General features: G+C 72.8%; 25 protein-coding genes. 12 read left to right on the forward strand and 13 right to left on the reverse strand.

Features of this window, described 5'->3' with window-relative positions; genetic code table 11:
• Positions 1 to 143: 143 nt before the first annotated feature.
• Genes ACZ7CD_RS06540 through ACZ7CD_RS06550 form a run of 3 tightly spaced genes read left to right on the forward strand, consistent with a single transcriptional unit; the run spans position 144 to position 1,851 of the window.
• Positions 144 to 734 (forward strand): protoglobin domain-containing protein, encoded by a 591-nt coding sequence (locus ACZ7CD_RS06540; protein ID WP_470378442.1) that lies wholly within the window; start codon positions 144 to 146, stop codon positions 732 to 734.
• Positions 728 to 1,282 (forward strand): redoxin domain-containing protein, encoded by a 555-nt coding sequence (locus ACZ7CD_RS06545; protein WP_360384274.1) that lies wholly within the window; start codon positions 728 to 730, stop codon positions 1,280 to 1,282. The genes ACZ7CD_RS06540 and ACZ7CD_RS06545 overlap by 7 nt, the downstream gene beginning before the upstream one ends.
• A 29-nt stretch (positions 1,283 to 1,311) precedes the next feature.
• Positions 1,312 to 1,851: a carboxymuconolactone decarboxylase family protein gene (locus ACZ7CD_RS06550; protein ID WP_470378443.1), complete on the forward strand. Its 540-nt coding sequence runs from the start codon at positions 1,312 to 1,314 to the stop codon at positions 1,849 to 1,851.
• A 46-nt stretch (positions 1,852 to 1,897) separates the two neighbouring features.
• Here ACZ7CD_RS06550 and ppk2 read toward each other — a convergent pair whose 3' ends face one another.
• From ppk2 to ACZ7CD_RS06580, 6 genes are all read right to left on the reverse strand, one after another.
• Positions 1,898 to 2,863 (reverse strand): polyphosphate kinase 2, encoded by a 966-nt coding sequence (ppk2, locus tag ACZ7CD_RS06555; RefSeq protein ID WP_458432568.1) that lies wholly within the window; start codon positions 2,861 to 2,863, stop codon positions 1,898 to 1,900.
• 77 nt (positions 2,864 to 2,940) lie between these two features.
• Positions 2,941 to 3,459, reverse strand: a complete 519-nt coding sequence (locus tag ACZ7CD_RS06560) for a hypothetical protein (protein WP_470369038.1) — start codon at positions 3,457 to 3,459, stop codon at positions 2,941 to 2,943.
• Entirely contained in the window at positions 3,456 to 4,814 is a 1,359-nt protein-coding gene (locus ACZ7CD_RS06565) for a hypothetical protein (protein WP_360384266.1), read from the reverse strand. Before ACZ7CD_RS06565 ends, ACZ7CD_RS06560 begins: the two co-directional genes overlap by 4 nt.
• A gap of 25 nt (positions 4,815 to 4,839) precedes the next feature.
• Positions 4,840 to 5,607 (reverse strand): ABC transporter ATP-binding protein, encoded by a 768-nt coding sequence (locus tag ACZ7CD_RS06570; RefSeq protein WP_360384264.1) that lies wholly within the window; start codon positions 5,605 to 5,607, stop codon positions 4,840 to 4,842.
• On the reverse strand, positions 5,604 to 6,395 hold the full coding sequence (locus ACZ7CD_RS06575; protein WP_470369039.1) for a zf-HC2 domain-containing protein: 792 nt from the start codon (positions 6,393 to 6,395) through the stop codon (positions 5,604 to 5,606). Before ACZ7CD_RS06575 ends, ACZ7CD_RS06570 begins: the two co-directional genes overlap by 4 nt.
• A complete protein-coding gene (locus ACZ7CD_RS06580; protein ID WP_458434413.1) occupies positions 6,392 to 6,943 on the reverse strand; it encodes an RNA polymerase sigma factor in 552 nt (183 codons plus the stop codon). Before ACZ7CD_RS06580 ends, ACZ7CD_RS06575 begins: the two co-directional genes overlap by 4 nt.
• Before the next feature lie 145 nt (positions 6,944 to 7,088).
• Between ACZ7CD_RS06580 and ACZ7CD_RS06585 the strand changes: the two genes are divergently transcribed.
• Together ACZ7CD_RS06585 and ACZ7CD_RS06590 are read left to right on the forward strand one after the other, a co-directional pair.
• Positions 7,089 to 7,853, forward strand: a complete 765-nt coding sequence (locus tag ACZ7CD_RS06585) for an ABC transporter ATP-binding protein (RefSeq protein ID WP_360384260.1) — start codon at positions 7,089 to 7,091, stop codon at positions 7,851 to 7,853.
• Positions 7,853 to 10,318 carry an ABC transporter permease gene (locus tag ACZ7CD_RS06590; RefSeq protein ID WP_470378721.1) on the forward strand — a complete coding sequence of 822 codons (2,466 nt, stop codon included), beginning with the start codon at positions 7,853 to 7,855 and terminating at the stop codon, positions 10,316 to 10,318. The genes ACZ7CD_RS06585 and ACZ7CD_RS06590 overlap by 1 nt, the downstream gene beginning before the upstream one ends.
• Before the next feature lie 119 nt (positions 10,319 to 10,437).
• Here the strand turns inward: ACZ7CD_RS06590 and ACZ7CD_RS06595 are convergent, their stop codons facing one another.
• The 4 genes from ACZ7CD_RS06595 to ACZ7CD_RS06610 all read right to left on the reverse strand — a co-directional run bounded on the left by ACZ7CD_RS06595 (position 10,438) and on the right by ACZ7CD_RS06610 (position 13,569).
• On the reverse strand, positions 10,438 to 11,580 hold the full coding sequence (locus ACZ7CD_RS06595) for an MFS transporter (protein WP_470378444.1): 1,143 nt from the start codon (positions 11,578 to 11,580) through the stop codon (positions 10,438 to 10,440).
• 99 nt (positions 11,581 to 11,679) lie between these two features.
• Positions 11,680 to 12,126: a thioredoxin family protein gene (locus tag ACZ7CD_RS06600; protein WP_470378445.1), complete on the reverse strand. Its 447-nt coding sequence runs from the start codon at positions 12,124 to 12,126 to the stop codon at positions 11,680 to 11,682.
• Between the two features lie 53 nt (positions 12,127 to 12,179).
• Positions 12,180 to 12,542, reverse strand: a complete 363-nt coding sequence (locus ACZ7CD_RS06605) for a rhodanese-like domain-containing protein (RefSeq protein WP_470378446.1) — start codon at positions 12,540 to 12,542, stop codon at positions 12,180 to 12,182.
• Positions 12,543 to 12,630: 88 nt separating this feature from the next.
• The gene (locus tag ACZ7CD_RS06610) at positions 12,631 to 13,569 is read right to left on the reverse strand and encodes a LysR family transcriptional regulator (RefSeq protein WP_470374138.1); all 939 of its coding nucleotides are present in this window, start codon (positions 13,567 to 13,569) and stop codon (positions 12,631 to 12,633) included.
• Positions 13,570 to 13,751: 182 nt separating this feature from the next.
• Between ACZ7CD_RS06610 and ACZ7CD_RS06615 the strand changes: the two genes are divergently transcribed.
• The 3 genes from ACZ7CD_RS06615 (at position 13,752) to ACZ7CD_RS06625 (ending at position 16,752) form a co-directional block, all read left to right on the forward strand.
• Complete coding sequence (locus ACZ7CD_RS06615; RefSeq protein ID WP_360384250.1) at positions 13,752 to 14,432, forward strand: tRNA-dependent cyclodipeptide synthase; 681 nt, start codon at positions 13,752 to 13,754, stop codon at positions 14,430 to 14,432.
• A 4-nt stretch (positions 14,433 to 14,436) separates the two neighbouring features.
• Positions 14,437 to 15,732: a purine-cytosine permease family protein gene (locus tag ACZ7CD_RS06620; RefSeq protein ID WP_360384248.1), complete on the forward strand. Its 1,296-nt coding sequence runs from the start codon at positions 14,437 to 14,439 to the stop codon at positions 15,730 to 15,732.
• A gap of 84 nt (positions 15,733 to 15,816) precedes the next feature.
• Positions 15,817 to 16,752 carry a LysR family transcriptional regulator gene (locus tag ACZ7CD_RS06625; RefSeq protein ID WP_470369040.1) on the forward strand — a complete coding sequence of 312 codons (936 nt, stop codon included), beginning with the start codon at positions 15,817 to 15,819 and terminating at the stop codon, positions 16,750 to 16,752.
• Positions 16,753 to 16,821: 69 nt separating this feature from the next.
• Here ACZ7CD_RS06625 and ACZ7CD_RS06630 read toward each other — a convergent pair whose 3' ends face one another.
• The gene (locus tag ACZ7CD_RS06630; RefSeq protein ID WP_360384244.1) at positions 16,822 to 18,222 is read right to left on the reverse strand and encodes a M1 family metallopeptidase; all 1,401 of its coding nucleotides are present in this window, start codon (positions 18,220 to 18,222) and stop codon (positions 16,822 to 16,824) included.
• Positions 18,223 to 18,431: 209 nt separating this feature from the next.
• On the opposite strand from ACZ7CD_RS06630, the gene ACZ7CD_RS06635 reads away from it, so the two are divergent.
• The 3 genes from ACZ7CD_RS06635 to ACZ7CD_RS06645 are packed head-to-tail and all read left to right on the forward strand — an operon-like array spanning position 18,432 to position 20,714.
• Complete coding sequence (locus ACZ7CD_RS06635) at positions 18,432 to 18,881, forward strand: hypothetical protein (protein ID WP_470369042.1); 450 nt, start codon at positions 18,432 to 18,434, stop codon at positions 18,879 to 18,881.
• 37 nt (positions 18,882 to 18,918) lie between these two features.
• Complete coding sequence (locus tag ACZ7CD_RS06640) at positions 18,919 to 20,070, forward strand: sensor histidine kinase (protein WP_470369043.1); 1,152 nt, start codon at positions 18,919 to 18,921, stop codon at positions 20,068 to 20,070.
• On the forward strand, positions 20,070 to 20,714 hold the full coding sequence (locus ACZ7CD_RS06645) for a response regulator transcription factor (RefSeq protein ID WP_360384238.1): 645 nt from the start codon (positions 20,070 to 20,072) through the stop codon (positions 20,712 to 20,714). The genes ACZ7CD_RS06640 and ACZ7CD_RS06645 overlap by 1 nt, the downstream gene beginning before the upstream one ends.
• Here ACZ7CD_RS06645 and ACZ7CD_RS06650 read toward each other — a convergent pair.
• Together ACZ7CD_RS06650 and ACZ7CD_RS06655 are read right to left on the reverse strand one after the other, a co-directional pair.
• A complete protein-coding gene (locus ACZ7CD_RS06650) occupies positions 20,707 to 21,165 on the reverse strand; it encodes an RDD family protein (RefSeq protein WP_360384236.1) in 459 nt (152 codons plus the stop codon). The genes ACZ7CD_RS06645 and ACZ7CD_RS06650 overlap by 8 nt on opposite strands.
• A 91-nt stretch (positions 21,166 to 21,256) precedes the next feature.
• Positions 21,257 to 21,664, reverse strand: coding sequence for an SRPBCC family protein (locus ACZ7CD_RS06655; protein ID WP_360384234.1), 408 nt, complete (start codon positions 21,662 to 21,664; stop codon positions 21,257 to 21,259).
• A 169-nt stretch (positions 21,665 to 21,833) separates the two neighbouring features.
• Between ACZ7CD_RS06655 and ACZ7CD_RS06660 the strand changes: the two genes are divergently transcribed.
• Positions 21,834 to 22,622, forward strand: a complete 789-nt coding sequence (locus ACZ7CD_RS06660) for a PRC and DUF2382 domain-containing protein (protein ID WP_360384232.1) — start codon at positions 21,834 to 21,836, stop codon at positions 22,620 to 22,622.
• The last annotated feature ends 17 nt before the right edge of the window (positions 22,623 to 22,639 follow it).

The raw sequence follows: 22,639 nt of genomic DNA on the forward strand, positions 1-22,639 counted from the left end.
GGGTCACCTGAGCGAAGAACTAGGTAGGAGTCCTACCTAGTTTGTGACAGACTGACGTTCACCTCCTCCAAGACCGCTCCGGTCCCGGAACCTCGCCCCACTGGGGACGAGCGGACTTCTCCGTCCTCGCGAAGGAAAGCGACATGATCACTCCTGAACCCGTACCGGGCTACACCCACGACGACCCCGGTCTGGCCCCGTCCCCGGTCACCCCGACCGACCTGGAGCTGCTGCTGGCCACCGTCCTGTTTGGACCGGAGGGCCGGGAGGCCCTGCTACTGGCCGGTGAGGTCCTCAGTGGACAGATCGAGCAGGTCCTGGACGTCTGGTACGGGTTCGTCGGCTCGCACCCGCACCTCGTGGCCTACTTCGCCACGCCGGACGGCACGCCGATCCCCGAGTACCTCGCACGGGTCCGCGCCCGGTTCGCCCGCTGGATCACCGACACCTGCACTCGCCCGTACGACGAGCGCTGGCTCGCCTACCAGCAGGAGATCGCGCTGCGGCACACCGTGCCGAAGAAGAACGAGACCGACCACGCCGACTCGGTGCCGCACATCCCGTTGCGCTACATCATCGCGTTCGTCTACCCGATCACCGCGACGATCCGGCCGTTCCTCGCGGCGGGCGGCCACGACGAGCAGCAGGTCGACGCCATGCACCAGGCCTGGTTCAAGGCGGTCACCCTCCAGGTCGCGCTGTGGTCGCAGCCCTACGCCGGGCGGTCGTGGTGAGCCCGCTGCCGGCACCCGCGTCCGATCCGCTCACGCAGGCGCCGCCGTGGGAGACCACCGAGTGGTTCAACAGCGAGCCGCTCGACCTGGCCGGCCTGCGCGGCCGCGTGGTCGTGCTGGAGGCGTTCCAGATGCTCTGCCCCGGCTGCGTGAGCCACGCGCTGCCGCAGGCCGTGCGCCTGGAGAAGACCTTCGGCGACGACCTCGCCGTCATCGGCCTGCACACCGTGTTCGAGCACCACGGCGCGATGACCCCGGTGAGCCTCAAGGCGTTCCTGCACGAGTACCGCATCCCGTTCCCGGTCGGCGTCGACGCGGCGAGCGGCGACCACCCGGCGCCGGTCACGTTCAGCCGCTACCGCATGCGGGGCACGCCCACCACCGTGCTCATCGACCGCGACGGCGTGCTGCGCGGCCACCAGCTCGGCCAGGTCGACGACATGTCGCTGGCCTCGGCCGTGACGCGCCTGCTCGACGGCGCCGTCCCACCCGCCGTGGACGGCACCACTCCACCCGCCGTCTGCTCCGTCGACGGCACCTGCACCTGATCCCGTTCCACAACATCAAGGAGAGAACCATGTCCCGCATCGAACTCACCGACCCCGACCAGATCACCGACGAGCGCGCCGAGACCCTGGCACAGATCAAGGGCGCCTTCGGCCTGGTGCCGAACATGTTCCGCGCGGTCGCCAACTCCCCGGCCGCACTGCGGAGCATGTGGGCCCAGTTCGGCGCACTGGGCGGCGGCGTGCTCGGCGCCAAGCTCGGTGAGATGGTCGCCGTGGCCGTCGCCGACCGCAACCGCTGCGACTACTGCCTCTCGGCGCACACGATGCTCGGCAAGAAGGCCGGCGCCACCACCGCCGAGATGACCAGCGCGCAGAGCGGCCAGTCCGACGACCCGCGCGCCGCCGCCGTGCTCGCCCTGGCCGTGACCCTGGTCGACAAGCGCGGCCAGATCGCGGACTCCGACGTGCAGGCCGCGCGTGACGCCGGGCTGAGCCAGGAGGAGATCGTGGAGACGGTGGCGCACGTGGCGCTGAACGTGTTCACCAACTACATCAACGTGGCGCTGGACGTGCCGGTGGACTTCACCCGCGTGTCGCTGACCCGTTGACGGACACCGGAGGCCGGGGAGCGGTGCCAGGCTCCCCGGCTCCCGGTCACGGGTGCAGCCCCGGTCCCGGTTCGGCGCTCGGCGCGATCGGCGTCGGGCTCAACGCCGTGTCGTCCTCGCCCTCCTCCAGCAACGTCGCCGCAGCGCCGACGACCCGGACGTCGGGCGTCCCGACGGCCTCGACGTCCTTGTCGGCGTAGTCGAACCGCGCCAGCACGCTGCGCATCGCCTCGATCCGCGCGCGCTTCTTGTCGTTGCTCTTCACCACGGTCCACGGCGCGATCTCGGTGTCCGTGGACCGGAACATCGCGACCTTGGCCTCGGTGTAGTCGTCCCAGCGGTCCAGCGACTTGATGTCGTTGGGGCTGAGCTTCCACTGCCGCACCGGGTCGATCTGCCGGATCACGAACCGGGTGCGCTGTTCGTTGCGCGACACCGAGAACCACAGCTTCACCAGCAGCACGCCGTCCTCGACGAGCATCCGCTCGAACTCCGGCGCCTGCTTCATGAACAGGTCGTACTCGTCCTTCGTGCAGTAACCCATGACGTGCTCGACGACGGCCCGGTTGTACCAGGACCGGTCGAACAGCACGATCTCGCCCGCGGTCGGCAGCTCGCGGACGTAGCGCTGGAAGTACCACTCGCCGCGCTCGCGCTCACTCGGCTTGCCGAGTGCCACGGTGCGCAGGCCGCGGGGGTCGAGGTGTTCGCTGAAGCGCTTGATGGTGCCGCCCTTGCCGGCGGCGTCACGGCCCTCGAAGAGGATCACGAGCCGTTGCCCGGTCTCGGTCACCCAGTGCTGCAGCTTCAGCAGCTCGATCTGCAGCAGCCGCTTGACCCGTTCGTACTCCGGGCGCGACATCCGCTCGGTGAACGGGTAGTTCTCCCGCCACGTCAGCACTTCGCGCCCGCTGGCGTCGCGCAGGATCGGTTCGTCCGCGTCCGAGTCGGGGAACTCGGCGGTGTATCCCTCGGCGAGCAGGTCCGCTGAGTCGACAGTCAGGTCCGTCACGAAATCGTACATACCCGGCGGAACGGAAAAGAAACCGCCATTCATGTTCTGGCGGGGCCCAAGGATGTCTTAGCTCACTATAAGTTCAGTGCAGGCTGAAATAAAACGTAGACCGCGGTTCCGGCAACACCGAACGCCACCATCACCACACCGGCCTGGACCGAGTCCGGCGGCGCGACCAACCAGCTGTCGGTGAAGAACGTGACGGCGAACGCCGCGCACGGCAGCGGCCAGGCCAGGTGCCCGCCGAAGAACGCGGCGCCCAGCGCGGCAAGTCCCGCCATGCCGACGCACCCGCGCAGCACGAACGGCAGCGGCGCGGTGCCGGCGACGAGCACCACTGCCACGACGGTGATCGCGGCGACGTGGCCCAGCCGGTACAGCGGCCACGGCCAGGCCGCCGTCCGGTCGAGGTCCGCGTCCTGGCCGGACAGGCCGGTGGCCAGGGCGCAGACGGCGGCGGTGATGGCCAGCGCGGGCCACCTCGGATCGGGCGCAGACGGGGTCACGACCCGGACGAGCAGGCAGCACACCACCGCTGCCAGTGCGGACGCGGGCACCTGCCGGCTGCGCGCGTAGAGCAGGAGGGCTCTCACAGCACCCCGCCGGTGAGCGCGGTGAGCTGGTCGCCCCGGCACGACAGCCCGACCGCGCGGGCCGCGCTCACCTGACGCAGCTGCTGCTCCGGCGGGAGGGCGCGGAGCAGGTCCCAGGCCTGGCGGGCGGGTTCGGCGGCGGCTTCGCGCAGGAAGCGGTAGTTGTGCAGGTCGGTGAGCCGGCCGGTGAACCAGGCCGCGGTGGCGGTCCTGGCCGCCGTCTCGCGGACGGTGGCGCGGTCGCTGTCGAGGTCGGTGAAGCAGGTGGGGGTGCCCGCGCCGGCCACCAGCTCGGTGCGCCAGTCAGCGGGTTCGAAGTACTCGAACGCGCCGCCGGTCAGGTGGATCAGCACGACGTCCGGGGTGCGCGGGACGGTGTGCAGCGACCGGCTCGGCTGTGCGGCGTCGCGCACGGACGTGGGCGGGTCGGGGAGTTTCCGCAGCAGGCGCAGGGCTTCCTCGGCCGCCGGTGCGAGCTCGTCCAAAGAGGACTGATCGAGCCGCGCCACGCACGCGGGCCCGCGGCACACCAGTGCGGACACGGCCTCGTTGCGCACGAAGGTGCGGGCGGGCAGCACCGGCAACGCGACCGCCGCCCCGACGACGACGGGTACGAGCGCCGCCACCCGCAGCCGCGCGGACGGGGCGACGAGCAGCCAGAAGCCGGTCAGCGCCAGCCCCGTCAGCCAGATCGCCTGACCGAGGTGGACCGCGCCGGAGACGGTGGCGTAGACGTTGCGCACCGCCCACAGCGCCGGTGACAGCAGCACGACCTGGTTCGGCAGGACCTGCTCCGGTTGTGTTCCCGGGTCCTGCGAGATGGTGAGGAACACCAGCGCCACCATCGCGCTCACGGCGAGCAGCGGCGGTGTGAGGACGGACGGGAACACGCGGGCGAGGCCCATGCCCAGCCATCCGCCCGCGACGACGGCCAGCGCGCCGACGGCGGTGGTCGGCAGCCAGGCGAGGTGGAAGATCCCGCCGTGCCACACGGCCTGGGCCGCGCCGAGTGCGAAGACCGCCAGGTAGCCGAGCGCCAGGCAGATCGCGAGGGCACCGGCGGTGGCCGCGCCGCGGTGCCAGGTGGGGCGGGCGGTGGTGGCGAGGAGGTCCCGGGTGCCCTCGCGGTGGTCGCGCAGGCCCGCGACGGCGCCCGCTCCCACGGTCAGCGGCCACAGGAAGACCAGCAGGAACCGCAGCCACTCGGCGGCGGTGTGCCACTGCGCGTCCCACGCCTCGCGGCCCTTCCACCACGGGGCGCTGAGGCTGTAGAGGACGGCCACCGCGCCGGCGACGAGCAGCAGGCCGGCCCAGGGGGCGAGGGAGCGCCGGAGCTCCAGGCGCAGGGCCCTCACCGCCGCCACCGCCGGGGTGAGGGCCTCACCACGTCCCACGCTGCCGCGGCGAGGCGAGCAACGCGCTGTAGCCGCGTTCGATCGGGCTGTCCCCGGCGTGTCCGGCGGTTCCCGCCGCCGCGAGCTGCGCCGGCGTGCCCTGGAACACGAGCCTGCCCTCGGCGAGCAGCACGACGTCGGTGCACGCGGCGGCGACGTCCTCGACCAGGTGGGTGGACACGACGACGCACGCGTCGGTGCCCAGCTCGGTGAGCAGGTCGCGGAACCGCAGGCGCTGGGCCGGGTCGAGCCCCGCGGTGGGTTCGTCGAGCAGCAGGACCTCCGGGTCGTTGACGATGGCCTGCGCGATGCCGGCGCGGCGGACCATGCCGCCGGACAGCGTCTTGAGGCGGTCGTCGGCGCGGTCGGCGAGCCCGGCCCGCTCGACGGCGCGCTGCACGGCCGCCGGGATCTCGGGGCCGGGCACCTCCTTGAGCCACGCCATGTACTCGACGAACTCGCGGACGGTGAACCGGCGGTAGTGGCCGAACTCCTGCGGCAGGTAGCCGATGCGCCGCCGCAGCGAGCGCAGGTCGGGGTCGCCGAGCAGGGACAGCGTGCCGGAGGCGGGGCGCAGCACGGTGGCCAGTGCGCGGATGAGGGTGGTCTTGCCTGCGCCGTTGGGGCCGAGCAGGCCGTGGACGCCGCGGCCCATGGTGAGCGTGACGCCGTCGACGGCGGTGCGGCGGCGGCCGACCTTGACCACGAGGTCGCGCGCCTCGATCTCCCAGGCGTAGGTGGTGGGTGCGGTCATCGGTGGGCCTCCAGGCGCGTGAAAGCGGTCCTGCGCAGGGTGATCAGGAGCAGTCCGAGTGCGAGCACGGCGACCCAGACCGGGGTGACGGCGGGGTCGAGGACGGGGGTGCGGCTGAGCGCCACGGTCGGTGCGGCGATCACGGCGGCCCACAGCACCACCAGGGCGGTGGCGGCGCGGGTGACGCCGATCAGCCCGCCCAGGGCGAGCGTGCCGGTCGTGAAGGCGAGGCACGGCAGCAGCCACTGGGCCGGCGAGGCGCCGGTGAGCCACCCGGCGACGGCCAGGCCGGGCAGGACGACCACGAGCACGCCCGCGGTGCGCCTGAGCACCAGCGGCAGACCGGCGCGCGGCGTGGCGGCGACGAGCTCGTAGGCCGGGTCGAGAGCACGCCCCCACGCCGCCGCCACGCCCAGCACGGGCAGAACGGGGGCGATGAGCAGCACCAGCGAGATGTCGTCCGGTGAGGCCGCCCCGAGCTGGTCGAGCAGGACCGAGGCGAGCGTGACCAGCATGATCATCGCGAGCCACGGACCGGCGACGGGGGAGGTCCACGTGGTGAGGCGGCGGCGCCACATCCGCGCGCGCGGCATCTGCGGGGTGTGGTCGAGCAGCGGGGCCAGCTGGGCCCACGCCGCGTCGGCCACGGGGTCGGGAGCGAGGCGCCCGCGGCACGGCGCGCAGGTCTCCAGGTGCGACTCGACCGCCCACAGCTGGTCGGCGGGGAGGTCCTGGGCACCGCGGGCGTACCGGCGCAGCAGCTGCTCCGCGGGGTGGTGGGCGGTCATGACAGTGCCTCCCGCATAGCGATCCTCGCCCGCCTCGCGCGGGTCTTGACGGTGCCCTCCGGCAGCCCGAGCAGCACCGAGGTCTCGCGCACCGACAGCCCGTCGAGCACCATCGCCTGCAGCACCTGCCGCAGCTCCGGCGCCAGGGTGCGCAGCGCGTCGCCGACCTCGTCGCCGACCACCCCGTCGAGCGCCTCGTCCTCCGCGGCGCGCACGACCGGCTCGACCGCGGCGGCGGTGGGCGGCTGGGCGTGGTGGGCGCGACGGCGGAAGGCGTCGACCAGCCGCCGGGCCGCGATGGTCCACAGCCAGCCGACCGCGCTGCCCCCGGTGGCGGCACCGGCGAAAGCGTCGGCGGCCCGCCAGACCGCCAGGTAGGTCTCCTGCAGCACCTCGGCGACGATCTGGTCGTCGGAGCACCGCCGGCGCAGCCGGACCGTGAGCCACGGCGCGGTGCGGCGGTAGAGCTCCTCGAACGCACGGCGGTCACCCCGTGCGACTCGGCGCACGAGGTGTTCCTCGTCGAGGACGGCGGGCTCACCCCGGATTGCTCTCACACTCCGCAAGACGTCGGGATCGCGGAACAGGTTCTCACGCTGGTGTGGTCTGCGTCACAAATCAGGCCCTGGAGAACCGGTCGCGGTGCCGCCGTCGTCTGGCCGCACAAATCCCGGCGAAGACGAAGCAGGTGCGATGACGGTGTCTCCAACGTCCCCAGTGTCCCGAGCGGAGGTCCGCGGGGCGGTGTCGTCACACGAACTGGTGAAGACCTACGGCAGCGGTCCGGCGGCGGTGCGCGCACTCGACGGCGTGAGCGTCGCGTTCCGCGCCGGCGAGCTGACCGCGATCATGGGCCCGTCCGGGTCGGGCAAGTCCACGCTGCTGCACTGCCTGGCCGGCCTGGACCGGGCCGACGCCGGCACCGTCCACATCGGAGATGCCGAGCTGACGGCGTTGTCCGACAACGGGTTGACCCGGTTGCGGCGCGACCGGGTCGGGTTCGTGTTCCAGTCGTTCAACCTGCTTCCGACGCTGTCCGCGCGCGACAACATCCTGCTCGCGCTGCGGCTGGCCGGTCGCGAGGTGGACCGCGAGTGGTTCGCGGCGGTCGTGGACACGCTCGGCCTGGGCGACCGGCTGCGGCACAAGCCCGCCGAGCTCTCCGGCGGCCAGCAGCAACGCGTGGCCTGCGCGCGGGCGCTGGTGGGCAAGCCGGACGTGGTGTTCGCCGACGAACCGACCGGCAACCTCGACTCCCGCACCGGCGCCGGCGTGCTGGAGTTCCTGCGCACCTCGGTGCGGGAGCTGGGGCAGACCGTGGTGATGGTGACGCACGACCCGGTCGCCGCGTCCTACGGCGGCCGCGTGGTGCTGCTGGCCGACGGCCGGGTCGCGGGCGAGATCCACGACCCGACACCGGAGTCCGTGCTGGGCGTGCTCTCCAGGCTGGGGGCGTGATGCTGCGGACCACCCTGGCCGGGCTGCGCGCCCGGTTCGCGCGGCTGGTGCTGTCGTCGCTCGCGATCGTCGTCGGCGTCGCGTTCGTGTCGGGCACGGCGGTGCTGGCCGACGCGCTGCGGGCGGAGATGAGCGACGAGTTCGCCCGTTCGGCCCGCGGTGTCGACGCCGTCGTGGAACCGGTCGAGCGCGCGTTGCCGGACGTCGCCGCCGTGCGCGCCGTCGACGGTGTCGCCTCCGCCGAGCTGCGGCGCACGGTGCCCGTGCCGATCGTCGGCGCGTCCGGCCGTGCGGACGAGGCCGGCCTCGTGCCTCTCGCCACCGACCCGGCACTGCGGCCGCAGGAGGTCGTGCGGGGCGCGCTCCCCGGCGCCGGGCAGGTCGCGGTCAGCGAGCAGACCGCCCGCGACCGCGGCCTCGCGGTCGGAGCCGAGGTCACGCTGCTCGGCACCGACTCGGCGCCGGTGCGGTTCACCGTGAGCGGTGTCTACGACAGCGGCACCGCCGAACGCCCCGGCAGCGCCCAAGTCCTGCTGCCCGACGTCACGCCGTTCGTCGACCCGGCGCGACCGCCCTACGACGCCCTGGTCGTGGTGCGCTCGGCCGGAGCCGGCCAGGGCGAGCTCGTCGAGCGGCTGCGGGCCGCGCTGGGCGAGGAGTTCACCGTCTCCAGCGGCGCCGCCTACACCGAACGGCTGCTCGACCGCAGCGGCGGCAACGACGAGGTGGCGCTGGCGATGAGCCTCTTCGCGGTGGTCGCGCTCGTGGTGGCGGCGATGGTCGTCATGAACACGTTCACGATCCTCGTCGCCCAGCGCACCCGTGAGCTCGGCCTGCTGCGCAGCATCGGTGCCGGCCGCGGCCAGGTCTTCCGCTCGGTGCTGCTGGAGTCCGCCGTGCTCGGGCTGGTCGCCTCGGTGCTCGGCCTCGCAGCCGGGATCGGCCTGGCGGCGGCACTGCAGGCGGTGCTCGGGTCGTCGCCGGTGCGGCTGCCGGTCGGTGGTGCGGCGGTCGCCGGGGCGTTCGCCGTCGGGCTCGGCGTCACGCTGGTGGCTGCGCTGGCGCCGGCCCGGCGCGCGACCCGGATCTCCCCGATGGAGGTGCTGCGCACCCAGGCCGACAGCCGCGAGGAGGTCGCGCGCACCGGCCGGGCCCGCACCGTCGTGGCGGTCGTGCTGGCGGTCCTCGCCGCGCTGTGCGCCGGGCTGGCGCTGACCCAGGCCTCGGGGCCGAAGCTCGCCATGGTCCTCGCGGTCGCCGCCGGCATCGCCCTGCTCGCCGCGGTCGTGACCGCGGGCCCGCTGATCATCGGGCCGGTGCTGCGGGTGCTGGGCGCCCTGCCGCGGTCGCTGTTCGGCGTCCCGGCCGCGCTGGCGACGGCCAACGCCACCCGCAACCCGCGCCGCACCGCGGCCACCACGGCCGCGCTGCTGGTCGGCGTGGCGGTCGTGACGATGCTGACCGTGGTCGCGACCAGCGTGCAGAAGACCAGGGACACCGAATTGGCCGAGCGGTTCCCCGCCGACTACGAGGTCCGCAGCGCCGTGAGCGACCGCCCGCTGCCGTCGGCGTTGCTGGAGCGGATCAGCACCGCACCCGGTGTCGAGGCGGCCGGCGGCCAGACCTGGCTCCCGTTCACCTTCGGGCCGGGGGAGACCGGCCGGTGGGCCAACATGACCGCCGTGACCCCGGACGCGCTCGGCACGCTGATCCGCCCCGAGGTCGTCCGCGGCGACCTGGGTTCGATGCGCGGCAACGGGATCGTGCTCACCGAGGAGACGGCCCGGAGGATCGGCGCGGACGTCGGCAGCGAGGTCACCGGCACCGTCGAGGAGACCTCCCGAGTCCTGCGCGTGGCCGCGGTGGTGAAACCGGCTGGCGGCGCCGACGCCTACACCGACCGTGCCGCCTGGCCCGGTACCGGCGTGGACACGATCGCGGTCAAGACGGCACCCGGCACCGACGGCAGGGCCGTGCTGGCCGCGGCGACCCAGTCCGTGCCGACCGCGCAGGTCGTGAGCTTCGCCGACGTCAGGGCCGGCTTCACCGCGCAGGTCGACCGGCTGCTGGCGTTCGTCTGGGCGATGATCGGGCTGGCGGTGCTGACGGCGTTGCTCGGCATCGCGAGCACCATGACGCTGTCGGTGCTGGAACGGCGCTGGGAGTCGGCCCTGCTGCGCGCGCTGGGGTTCACCCGCGCGGAGCTGCGCAGGGTGCTGCTGGTCGAGTCGAGCCTCATCGCCCTCGCCGGTGCCGTGCTGGGCGCGCTCGTCGGGGGCACGGCCGCGGTGCTGCTCGTGGTGGCGCTGTCGCGGGACGACGAGCTGCGGATGGTCGTGTCCGTGCCGTTCGGGCAGCTGGTGGCGTTGTTCCTCGCGGTCGGCGTCGCGGGTGTGCTCGCGGCGGTGCTGCCGGCCCGCCGGGCGGCCTCCGCGTCGATCGTGGCCGGTCTGTCCGACCACTGAGCCGGACCGGACTCGGCCCGCGTGCTGCTCCGGGTCGGCGCCTGACCGTGTTCGGCGGCGACGAGCAGTTGCGGGCCTTCACGCCGGTCAGCCCGATGTGCGCGGCCCGGCCGGTCGGCTCACCCGGTGTGCTGCGGAACCCGGTTCGCCACCGGAGCCCGCAGCGCCACCAGCAGCGGCAGCACCATCACGGCGGCGGCAGCCGCGCCCAGTGCGGCCGGTTCGGTGTCGAGGACGAGGCCGCCGACGGTCGCACCGCCCGCCACGGCCGCGTTCCAGGAGGCGATCGTCAGCGACTGCGCCGAGTCCGCCGTGCGGCCCGCGACCAGTGCCGTGACCGCCTGGAACGCGGTCGGCGCACCGCCGAAGGCGAAGCCCCACAACGCCATCGCGAGCAGCAGGGGCGCGGAGCCGTCGGCGAGCGGCACCAGCGCGATGGCCACCGCCGCCGCGGCCGGGCACGCCACCAGCACCCCGCGCGGGAACCGGTCCAGCGCACTGCCCACGGCCAGGAGGCCCATGACCGCGGCGAGACCGAACACCAGCAACGCCGTGCTGAGCAACCACTCCCTGCCCACCTGCTCCAGCGCGGGACCCAGGTACGTGTAGAACATGTTGTGCGCCAACGAGAACGTGAGCACCATCAGCACGACCGGGACCATGCCGGGCACGCGCAGCGCGGCGGGGATGCTGACCCGCACCGGTTCGGGCGCCACCGGGGGCACCGCCGCCGACACCCACCCGAGCAACGGCACGGCGATCACGCCCATCAGCACGAACGCCCACCGCCACCCCACCAGCTCACCCAGCACGGTGCCCGCCGGCACGCCGACGGCGAAGCCCAGCGGGGTACCGGCCATGGCGACCGCGAGTGCGCGCCCGGACAGGTGCGGTGGCGCGAGCCGCATCGCGTACACCGCGACCAGCCCCCACATCACGCCGGTGATCGCGCCGGAGGCGATCCGCATCGCCAGGACGAGGCCGTACCAGGGGGAGACGGCGATGACGAGGTTGGTCAGGCCGAAGCCGAACACGAGCCCGAGCAGCACGGGCTTGCGCCGCAACCGGGAGGTGAGCGCGGTCAGCGGCACCGCGGCCAGCGCGGTGGTGAGGGCGTAGCCGGTGACCAGGTGACCGGTGGTCGAGGGCGGCACGCCGAAGTCGGCGGACATGCCCAGCAGCAGCCCGGCGGGCAGCACCTCGGTCAGGCAGCCGAGCAGGACGATCACGGACAGCGCGAGCAGTGCGCGGTACGGGAGCACGGCCGGCTCCTTTCGCAGGGAAACGCGGCGGCAGGGGCGCCGCGGTGGCCGGGTGGGCGAACGGCCGGCGCCCTGGCACGAGGGCGCCGGCCGGCCGCGTCAGCCCTTGGCGAGCTGGGCGTCGATCCACGACCGCAGCGCGGCCTCGCCGCGGTACCCGACGTTGCGCGAGCCGGGGAGCTCCGCCGCGTTGCGCATCGGGACGAGCGTGGGCAGGTACTGGATGCGGTACTTGGAGGACAGGTCGCGGCTGACGTCGACGTCGACCTCACCGAGCAGGAACCGGCCGTTGTACTCGGCGGCGAGCCGTTCGATGACCGGCTTCATCTGCCGGCACGGACCGCACCAGGTGGCCCCGAAGTCGAGGACGACCAGCTTGGTCCGGGAGATCTCCAGGATCTCGGCGTGGTTGGCGGAGGTGACCTTGACGACGTTCCCGTCGGCCGTGACCGACGGTGCCGCGGAGGCGGGTGCGGCCACCAGCAGGGTGGCGGCGACCGCGACGAGGGCGACGCCGACGTGGCGCAGCCGGGCGAGCAGGGACATGGGTGAACTCCTCGGGTGTGGCAGGGTGAGGCGGCGGAACGTCTCGGGAGCGCTCAGGCGCTGGAGGTGTCCGAAGTGGACGTCGGCAGGCCGGCACCGACCCAGTCCTCGATGCCGCCGCGGTACTTGCGCACGCGGGCGTACCCGAGCTGGGCCAGCCGGGCGCCGACGAAGTCGCTGTTGCGGCACGGGGCGTTGGCGCAGTAGACGACGATGTCCGCGGACTTGTCGGGCAGCACGTCGGGGGCGTGCCGGTCGGTGAACGCCGCCGCGTCGTCGTAGGGATAGCCGGGGATGTTCACCGCACCCGGCAGGTGCTCCCTTTCGTAGTACGCCACGGGCATGGTGTCGACCACGACGAGCGTGCCCGTGTCGATGCCATTCCTGAGCTCGTCGCGGGTGATCAGCGGCAGCATGGCAGAAGTCCCTTTCCGGCTCCTCGGCGCAATTGCGGCGGTCCACCGAGTGTGTCCACGCCGCGCCACCGCGCCCACTGCCGCTCGGCTATGCCGTGCCGTTATCCGCCTCCAGCCACGCGCGGTAGACCGCGTTGTCGCGGGCGAGTTTCCGGTAGGAGCTCACCGCGGCGGCGTGCACTTCCTCGAATTGCGCGGCCAACGGGTGGTCGGTGCGCCACAACAGCAGGTGCTGCACCGTCATCGGCGTTCCCGTCAACGGCCGCAGCACCATTCCCGGCGTTTCCGGTGTGGTCGGCTGGACCAGGCACACCCCGTGCCCGCCGGCGACCAGGCGGAACCGCAGCGTGTCCACGTCGTGCGCGATGCGCGGGGTGAACCCGTGCGCCAGGCACATCTCCCTGAACACGATCCGGCAGCCGTCGCCGCAGCTCGACACGATCCACCGCTCGTCGGCGAGGTCCGCGAGGTCGACCGCGGCCGCGCCGGTGAGCCGGTGCCACGACGGCAGCGCCACGAACGACGGCTCGGTCACGACCCGCGCGGCTCGCACCGCGCCGGGCACCGCCAGCGTCCGCGGCCCGCAGACCAGCACCAGCGCCAGGTCCACGCACCGGTTCACCACCTGCTGCACCAGCCGGCTGTGGGACATGTCCGCCCTGGTCGTCAGCTCGTGACCGGGCATCAGGTCGAGCACGCAGCGGAACACGTCCGGTGCCAGCGCGCTGTCGTTCCAGCCCACCCTGACCCCCGTGGCGGCCTGCTGGTGGGCGCGGAAGTCGCGGTCCAGCTCGTCGAACGCGGGGATGATCGCCTCCGCGCGGGCCAGCACGAGCGCGCCGATGCGGGTCGGTCGCACCCCGCGCGGGTCGCGGTCGAACAACCGGTCGCCGACGAGTTGTTCGATGCGCCGCAGCTGGTGGCTGACGGCGGGCTGCGGGAGGCGGAGCTCGCCCGCCGCCCGGTTGAGGCTGCCCGCGCGTGCGATGGCGAGCAGCACGCGCAAATGCCGGACCTGGAGTTCCATGCACCTCATTACGCTCGGTCCGCGGCGCCCTGTCACCAGACCGTTCAGCTCAATCCTGGACAGCGCATAAGGCTGCGGCATGACCGTTCGGCATTACCTGCCGGGTGGACTGCTCCGCATAGTGGTCGGAATCCGGACTTTCCGGTTTCCCTGCACCCCTGTGAAATTCCTCGGAGCCAACGGTGTTGCTGACAACCCCGCTGACCGAGCACTGCGCGCGGCCGTTGCGAAGCGGCCGGCACGTGTGCGTCGGCGTCAGCCCGTTCAACAGCTACTTCTCGGTCGAGCGCATCACCGCGCTGGCCCGCTGGGCGATCGCCGAGTTCGAGCGCTTCCACTTCTTCATCCCCGACCACGCGGCGGCCTTCACCCTGGAGGCACTGGGCTACGACCCCGCACGCGCCAGGACGAAGGCACGCCGCCAGGGCCAGTACGTGGTCAACAAGGTGTGCCGCGCGCTGTGGGACGTCGGTGTCGCCCGCCCGGAGGACCACGTGCTCGACGGCACGACCCTGGCCGAGAACCCGTGCTACCTGCGGCTGCTGACGAACGGCCACGACCTGTTCGACCACGACGAGGAGTTCGCCGGCCACTGCCTGGACGCCACCCGCTGGGTGCTCGACCGCAAGCTGCCCGACGGCGAGGTGCCCACGGAGGTCCAGCTGCGCAGCGCCGTGCGGTACTTCCTGGCCGAGCTGCCCCTGTTCGTCGACACGCCCGCCATCACCGGGACCGAGAGCTCGGTGTTCGCCTACCACCAGCGGGTCAAGTTCCTCGAGCTGCTCTACGCCCGCGAGCTGACCTGGCAGCCGCACCCGAACCAGGGCTTCGTGCTGCTGCAGTCCGACGACGAGGAGAGCTGACCCCGTGCACGACGACTACTCGCTGCGCCGGCTGCCCGACTCGGCGCGCTGCTCCTGGGTTTCCGTGGCGGTGCAGCGGTTCGGGCAGGTCTCCTCGTTCCACCAGTTCCTGCTCGGCGCGGTCCTGGGCTTCGGCATGACGTTCCAGGACGCCGTGCTGGCCATCACGCTCGGCGCGGTGATGCTGGAGGTCGTGACCGTGCTGATGGGCGTGGCCGGCATGCGGGAGGGCGTCTCCACGTCCGTGCTCGCCCGCTGGGCCGGGTTCGGCGGCCGCGGCTCCGGCCTGGTCGGTCTGCTCGTCACGCTGAGCCTCGCCGGGTGGTTCGGCGTGCAGAACGACGTGTTCGCCCACGGCCTGCACTCGTTGATGGGCGGCCCGCCGGTGTGGGTGTGGGCGGTGTTCGGCGGGATCGTGGTGACCGGCATCGTCGTCGCCGGCTTCCACACCATGGCCTGGACCGCGTACCTGACGGTGCCGGCGTTCCTGCTGCTCGCCGGGTACGCGATCACGCAGGAGCTGCGCCGCCACGACCTCGCCGACCTGGTCGCCATGCCGCCGCCGGGCCCGGCGCTGTCCGTCGCCCAGGGCACGACCCTGGTCGCGGGCGCGTTCATCATGGGCGCGGTGATGACGCCGGACATGACCCGGTTCAACCGGCGCGTGAGCGACGTCGTCAAGCAGACGCTGATCAGCGTGACGCTGGGGGAGTACCTCATCGGCCTGACCGGGGTGCTGCTCGCGCACGCCGCCCGCAGCGCCGACGTGGTCGCCGCCGTCACCTCGACCTCCGGTGTCCTCGGCACGCTCATCCTGGTCACCGCGATCATGAAGATCAACGACTGGAACCTGTACTCGGCCTCGCTCGGCCTGGTCAACACCGCGGACGTGCTGCTGGGCCGCACGCTCACCCGCACGAGGGCCACGCTGGCGCTGGGCGCGCTGGGCACCCTGCTGTCCGCGCTGGGCATCCTCGACCACTTCACCACGTTCCTGACGTGGATCGGGATCATCACGCCACCGGTCGCGGGCATCGTGATCGCCGAGTACTTCGTGGTCCGCACGTGGCGGCGCGAGCTGGCCGAGTGGGGCGCGGTCGGCGAGCTGCCACCGGCCCCGCCGGACTGGGTGCCCGCCTCCCTGGTGTGCTGGGCGGTCGGTGCGGCGGTGGGCGCGTTCGTGCCCGTGGGCATTCCGACGATCAACTCCGTCGTGGTGGCGTTCGCGCTCTACGCTGCGATCGGGAGGACCGCCGGCATCCTGCGACCGCCCGGCCCCCGCGTCACCACCCCCGGCTGACCCGGCATCTGCAAGTACCACCGTAACCAGCAGGGGATCAGGGAACGGAAGAAACACGTAGAGGTGTGGACGGGGTGTGACGGCATGGAGCTCGACGTCCACCACCTCCGGCTCGTGCGGGCGATCGGTCAGACCGGCAGCCTGTCCGAGGCGGCGGTGGTGCTCGGCATCAGCCAGCCCGCGGTGAGCGGCAAGCTCAAGCGGCTGGAGAACGCGCTGGGACAACGCCTGTTCGACCGCGGCCGCGCGACGGCGGTGACCCCGACCCCGACCGGTGAGCTGCTGATCAGCCGGATCGCCGCCGTCCTGCCGCTGATGGAGGGGCTGGTGCACGACATCGAGTCGCGCACCGGCCCCGGTTCGTCGCGGGTGCGGGTGGGCGGGGCGTGTTCCCCGATCCTCGCCCACCTGCCGGCGATCGCCGCGGCCCGGCTGCCCCGCGGCGAGGGCGCGTCGCTGCTCGACAGCGAGTGCCGCGACCTCGTGGTGGACCTGGTGGCCCAGCGGCGGCTGGAGATCGGCGTGGTCAAGGACTACCCGGGGTTCGAGGCGGCGGTGCCTGCCTGCGTGGACACCGCGGTGATCGCGCTGGACCCGACGATGGTGGTGCTGCCGGAGGACCACCCGCTGGCACGCCACAAGGTCGTGCGGCTCGACCAGCTGGCGCAGGAGGAGTGGGTGCTGCCGCCACCGGACTCGGCGCGGTTCCACGAGTACTTCCGCGCCACCTGCCGGGCCGCCGGGTTCACGCCCAGGGTCCGGCACGTCGCGGAGAACTACTCGACGACCGTCGCCGCGGTCCGCACCGGCGCGGTCGGGTTGTCGCAGGCCATTTGCGAGGGGCACCAGCAGGTGGCGGTGCGGCTGCTCGCCGACGACGCGTTGGAACGGCGGTTCCTGCTGCTGTGGCACCGGGAAGGCGTCGTGGCCGAGCACGCGCGCCCGGTGCTCGCCGACGCCGCGGCGGCCTACCGGGCCGAGTGCCACGCCTCGCCCGTCTACTCGCGCTACCTGGCCTGACGCCAGGTGTGAGCCGGCCGGTCTCGGGGATCCGGCCGGCTCACGGTTCCCCGGGCCGGGGTCGTGTGGTCAGCCCGGGAAGCCGGTGGGCGCGGTCGTGCCGTCGACCCAGGCCGCGAAGAACGGCTCCAGGTCCATGTCGGCCACCGCCGCCGTGTAGAGCTCCCAGTCGTGCCAGCCCTGGTTCCAGTTGTCGTTGATCTCCGGGAACTCCCGCAGCACGGCGAAGAACTTCTCGTCACCGATGTGCTTGCGCAGCGCGTGCACCATCAGCACGCCCTTGTCCGACACCGAGAACTCGCGGCCCCTGCCCGGATCGGACAGCTTGCGCGCCCAGAACGCCGCACCCGCCCGGTCGACCGCGGCCCGGTAGCGCTGCTCGACGTCGACACCGTGCCGCTGCTCGTCCCACAGCCACCCGAGGTAGCGCGCGAACGACTCCGGCAGCGGCTGGTCCTTCCACATCTTGATGGCGAGCTTGTTGCCCCACCACTGCGCCGCGACGGCCCGCACGAGCGCGGACTCGTCGGCACCCGCCCCGAACACCGCGCGGCCCTGCGCCGGGTGCGCGTACCCCAGCCGGTCCGGCACGTACAGCCCACCGGTCGACGCGTACGGGAACGGACCCAGGTAGGTGGTCAGGAACTCCACCACCGCGGGCAGCTTCGCCGCCGGCTCCGTCGCGTTCGCACCGGGCGCGAAGGCGTCGAGGACCGGTGTCCGCCCGGCGACCGACTCCCGCACGGTGTACCGGTCGATGCCGATCATCGTGGCGGACGGGGCGATCGGGGTGTTCTCCGCCCACGTGACGGTGGACCCGGAAACCGACTCGCGCACGCCGTTGGACACCGCGGTCCACCCGCCGGGAACGGTCGCGGTGACGCGGAACGTGGCCTTGTCCGCGGTGGTGTCGTTGACCGGGAACCACGTCGTGGCCGAATGCGGCGCACCGGCCGCGAACGCGCCACCGGTCACCGAGGTCCGCCACCCGGTCCAGCCGCGCGGGGTGAGCTCGGCCTGCGGGCGTCCGCAGTAGACGACGGTGACGGTGAACTCGGCGCCCTCGGTGAGCACCTCCTTCGGCGTCACGACCAGCTCGTGCTCCCCGGTCCGGCTGAACGCCGCCGCGACGCCGTTCACCTGCACCCCGCTCACGGTCAGGCCGCGCAGGTCGAGGTTGAACCGGCTGAGCCGCTGCGTCGCGACCGCCCGCACGGTGGTCCTGGCGGTGAGGAAGCGGATCGCCGGGTCGTAGGTCAGGGTGACGTCGTAGTGCGCCACGTCGTACCCGCCGTTGCCGTCGGTCGGGTAGTACGGGTCGACGCCGAGCACGGTGCCGTTGGGAGCGACGTGGACGTAGCCGTCCGTGCCGATCGTGTCGTCCTGCGCCGCGGCGGTCGCCGGGCACACGGTCAGGCCGCACAACAGCAGGGTGACCGGCGACGCGAGCCGCCGGATGCGCACAGCCATGGGAAACCTCTCGGGATCGGGTTCGGATCCCCGTCAGTCTCTGCGGCCGTGGTCCCGCCGCCCACTGCCGTTCACCCATGCCGCCGCGTTATCCCGACCCGCCATGCTCAGGCTGCCGCCGGAGGCCCGCAACCGGTGCCCCGTCCGAAAGTACTAGATCCGAACCCGTTGTGCTGCAATGCTTTCCGCCACGTCCTACGGTCGTGATCATGACTACTGCAACGGGCAGGACCACGCCGCCGGGCACCATCACCGCGGCGTTCGCGGGGTTCCTCGTGTCCAGCGTCTCCGCTGTCGCGGCCGTGGGCATGTTGGTGGGCACGCACGACGAGCTCGTCGAGGCGCTGCGGGCCGCGCAGCCGTCCCTCGGCGAGGACCAGCTGCAGAGCACCGCCACCGCCACCCAGGTCGTGTTCGCGAGCATCGCGCTGGTGATCGCGCTGGTGCAGCTGTGGCTCGCGTTCAAGGTCAGGTCGGGGCGCAACTGGGCCAGGGTCGTGCTGACCGTCTTCACCGTGTTCCAGGTGGCGGCCGTGCTGTTCGGCGAGGGCACGACGCTGCCGGCCTACGGGGGTGCGCTGGCGGCAGCGGCGGCGGTGGTGGCGAGCTACCTGCCGGCGTCCAACGCCTACGTCGACGCGGTCAAGCGGGCGGGGTAGCGGGATCACCGCCGGGCGACGGGGCCAGAATGCCGGTATGACCGCAGGCGTACCGACGGCACGGCGGAGCGTGTTCGTGGCGGAGGTCGGCGCGCTGCTCGCGGCGCAGGCCGTGGACGCGGTGCTGGTGGTGCAGGCGGACGCCGTTCCGCGTGGGATCACCGGGTCGCTGCTCACGGTGGTGCTGCCGTACGCGGGCTCGGCCACGGCCGTCCTCGCCGTGCTGCGGCGCCGGTTCCCGCGCAGGGTCGAGCTGCTCGCGGGCGCGGTGGTGGGGCTGTCGCTGCTCGGCACCGCGGTCGCGGGCCTGGCACCGCGGGCTCCGCTGCAACCGGTGGTGACCGAGGTGCTGGCGGTGCTGCTGGTCGCGGCGGCGGGGTGCCGGCGGCTGCCGGTGTGGCGGGCCGCCGCGCTCGCCGTCGTCGCCGGTGCCACAGTGGTGCTCGCACCGAGCGTGCGCTACGGCCTGGACTACCCGGCGGCGCTGTTCCCGGTGGCCGCCGCGCTGGCGTGGGGAGCGGCGCTCGCGCTCGGCCTGATCCTGCGGGACGCGGACGCCCGGCACCGGCGGGAGCTGGAGCGCATCCGCACCGAGGACCGCCTGCAGCTCGCGCGGGACCTGCACGACCTCGTCGCGCACCACGTGACCGGGATCGTGGTGCGCACCCGCGCCGCTCAGGCGCTGGCCCAGCATCCCGTCGAGGTGTTCGACGAGATCGAGCACGCCGCCGCCGAAGCGCTGACCGCCACCCGCGGCCTGGTCGGCGTGCTGCGCAGCGACGATCCGCTGCCGTCGCCGAGCCTCGTGCTGGGCGACGTGGTGCGGGCGGCGGCGGGCACGGACGCGGCGGTGCACGTGGCCACCGACGTGGAGGCGCTGCTCGTGCCGGCACAGGTTTCCGTGGCGCTGCACCGGGTGTTGCTGGAGGCGCTGACGAACGCGCGCCGGCACGCGACCGCCACCGAGGTGCGCGTCACGGCCAGGTCCGACGGGGACGAGCTGGTGCTGGAGGTCGAGAACAACGGCGTGACCGGGGAAGCAGCGGACGGCGGGCACGGTGTGCTCGGGATGGGAGAACGGGTGGCCGCGCTGGGCGGGGAGCTGGTCGCGGGTCCACGGGGGAGTGACCGCTGGGTGGTCACCGCACGGGTGCCGCTCGCGTTCGACACCCTGCCGAGGGGGGTCTGATGACCATCCGCGTGCTCATCGCCGACGACCAGACGTTGGTGCGCACCGGTTTCCGGCTGGTCCTCGACGCCGAACCGGGCATCAAGGTGATCAGCGAGGCCGCCGACGGCGAGGCGGCCGTGCGGATGGCCCGGCAGCTGCGCCCGGACGTGACGCTGATGGACATCCGCATGCCCAAGCTCGACGGCCTGCGGGCGACCGAGCTGCTGGCCGGTCCCGGCGTCGAGGACCCGTTGCGCGTCCTGGTGGTCACGACCTACGACCTCGACGAGAACGTCCACGCCGCCCTGCTCGCCGGTGCCTGCGGCTTCCTGCTGAAGGACGCCCGCCCTCGGCTGCTGGTGGAAGCCGTGCACGCGGCCGTCAGGGGAGAGGCCCTGGTCTCGCCCGCCGTGACGGTCCGGCTGCTCGCCCACTTCACCGGCACCGGCGGCCGCGAGCAACCTCCGACCCCGCTGACCGGCCGCGAACTCGACGTGGTGCTCGCCGTGGCCCGCGGCTGGACCAACGCCGAGATCGCCGACCGCCTCAGCGTCTCGCTGTCGACGGTGAAGTCGCACCTCACCAACGTGCAGGCCAAGCTCGGCGCCCGCAACCGCACCGAGATCGCGATCTGGGCCTGGCGCACCGGCCTGCTCAGGTGACCGCCCGCACCACCACGGTCCCGGCCACCACGTCGCCGAGCCGCTGGTGCCGCGGCGTCACGGCGATCAGCACCGCCCCGACCAGGCCGAAGAACATCCCGTCCACGGCCATCAGCACCCACCGCACCAGGTAGTCCCGCAGCGACGGCTGCCCGCCGCGCAGCGTTGTGATCCGCAACCCCAGCCACCGCATGGCCGGGGTTGCGCCGCCGTGCCGGTGCGGGTACCAGATCTCCACCCACAGCACGCCCAGCAGCGACACCGTCACGAGCACGCCCGTCGGCAGCACGAAGAACACCTCTCCGGGTGCGCCGAGCTTGATGAGCGCCATCGCCAGCAGCAGGCCGAGCACCATGCCCAGCAGGCCGGCCACCACCAGCAGCGCGAACTCGATGAGGTGCTGCCAGTACCTGCGCAGGACGATCGATCGGGACTCGGCGTCGGTGAGCACCCGGAGATGGTGCCAGGGGCGAGTTCTCGGTGGTGCGGTGCCTGGCGCCGGTGCGGTCGTGGCGTTCGGAGGGGTTACCCGGGCCGGGCCGTCAGCCGGTCGAGCGGTCATCGGCGGCCGCGGTCTGGGTGAGCACGGCAACGGTCTCCTCGAGCCCGCGCTGCACCTCGTCGCCCTTCGCCTCCCGCACGCTGTGCAGGCTGACGGTGATGCGCGACCTCCCCGGCGCGACCTCCTCGACGTGCAGCTCGCCGTGGTAGTCGTCGGGGCCCTCGGCACCCCATTCCAGCCGCCGCTGCTCGGTGTCGGGCCGCACCCACGCCTCGCCCTCGACGTGGTGGCCGTGCACCTCGGCCTCGACGTGGACCTGCTCGCCGCCCTCGGGCTCCGCCGCGGTCATCTGCGGGAAGTAGCGGGGGAGGTTCGTGGGGTCGGCGAGGAAGCTGAACAGGGTGTCGGCGGGGATGTCGGCTTCGGCGGTGTGCGTGTAGGTCGTCATGGCAGCGGGGGTACCCGCTGACCCGCCCGTCTGCACGTCGTCACGCTCCGGCAACGTGAACCACCTTCGGGGGAAGAGGTGTCACTGGATGGGCGGTATCCCGGGACCTGCCACCGGTGGCGGGGTACCTCGCGATCACAGAGACGCCAGCGACGCGAGAGGAAGAACGATGATCGATCGGACCCAGCTCGAGGCCCTGTACGACTGCGACGTCATCGACAACAAGGGCGAGCGGATCGGCTCGGTGAAGCAGTTGTGGCTCGACGACGAGGACGGCCAGCCGACCTGGGCCCAGGTCCACACCGGACTGTTCGGGCTGCGCGAGAGCTTCGTGCCGATCCAGCAGGCGCGGGTCAGCGCGGGCGCGATCACGGTGCCGGTGGACAAGGAACTGGTCAAGGAGGCGCCGAAGATCGACGTCGACGGTGACAAGATGTCCGACGCCCAGCAGGAGGAGCTCTACCGGTACTACGGCATGATCCCGAGCGCCAAGACCGGGGAGCACGACCGGCTCAGCCACGAGACCCGCGGCACGCGCGACAGCGGCATGAGGGACAGCGGCACGAACGACAGCCGCACGAGGAGCGGCCGCGAGGGCGACGGCATGTCCGTCACGCGGTCCGAGGAGCACCTCGAGGTCGGCAAGCGGCAGGTCGAGGCGGGACGGGTGCGGCTGGTCAAGCACGTCGTCACCGAGCAGCGCAACGTCACCGTGCCCGTGTCGCACGAGGAGGTGCGCGTGGTGCGGGAGCCGGTGGACGGCCCCGTGAAGGACGCGTTCGAGGAGGAGGCGGCCGAGGTGACGCTGCACCGCGAGGAGCCGGTGGTGCAGAAGCGCGCCGAGGCCGTGGAGCGGGTGCGGCTGGAGAAGGACGCCGTCACCGAGCAGCGGCAGGTCAGCGGTGAGGTGCGCAAGGAACGCGTCGACGTCGAGCGCGACGACCAGAACCGCCGCTGAGGAGCAGCACCGGAGCG

Source organism: Lentzea sp. NPDC036949, assembly GCF_055608075.1.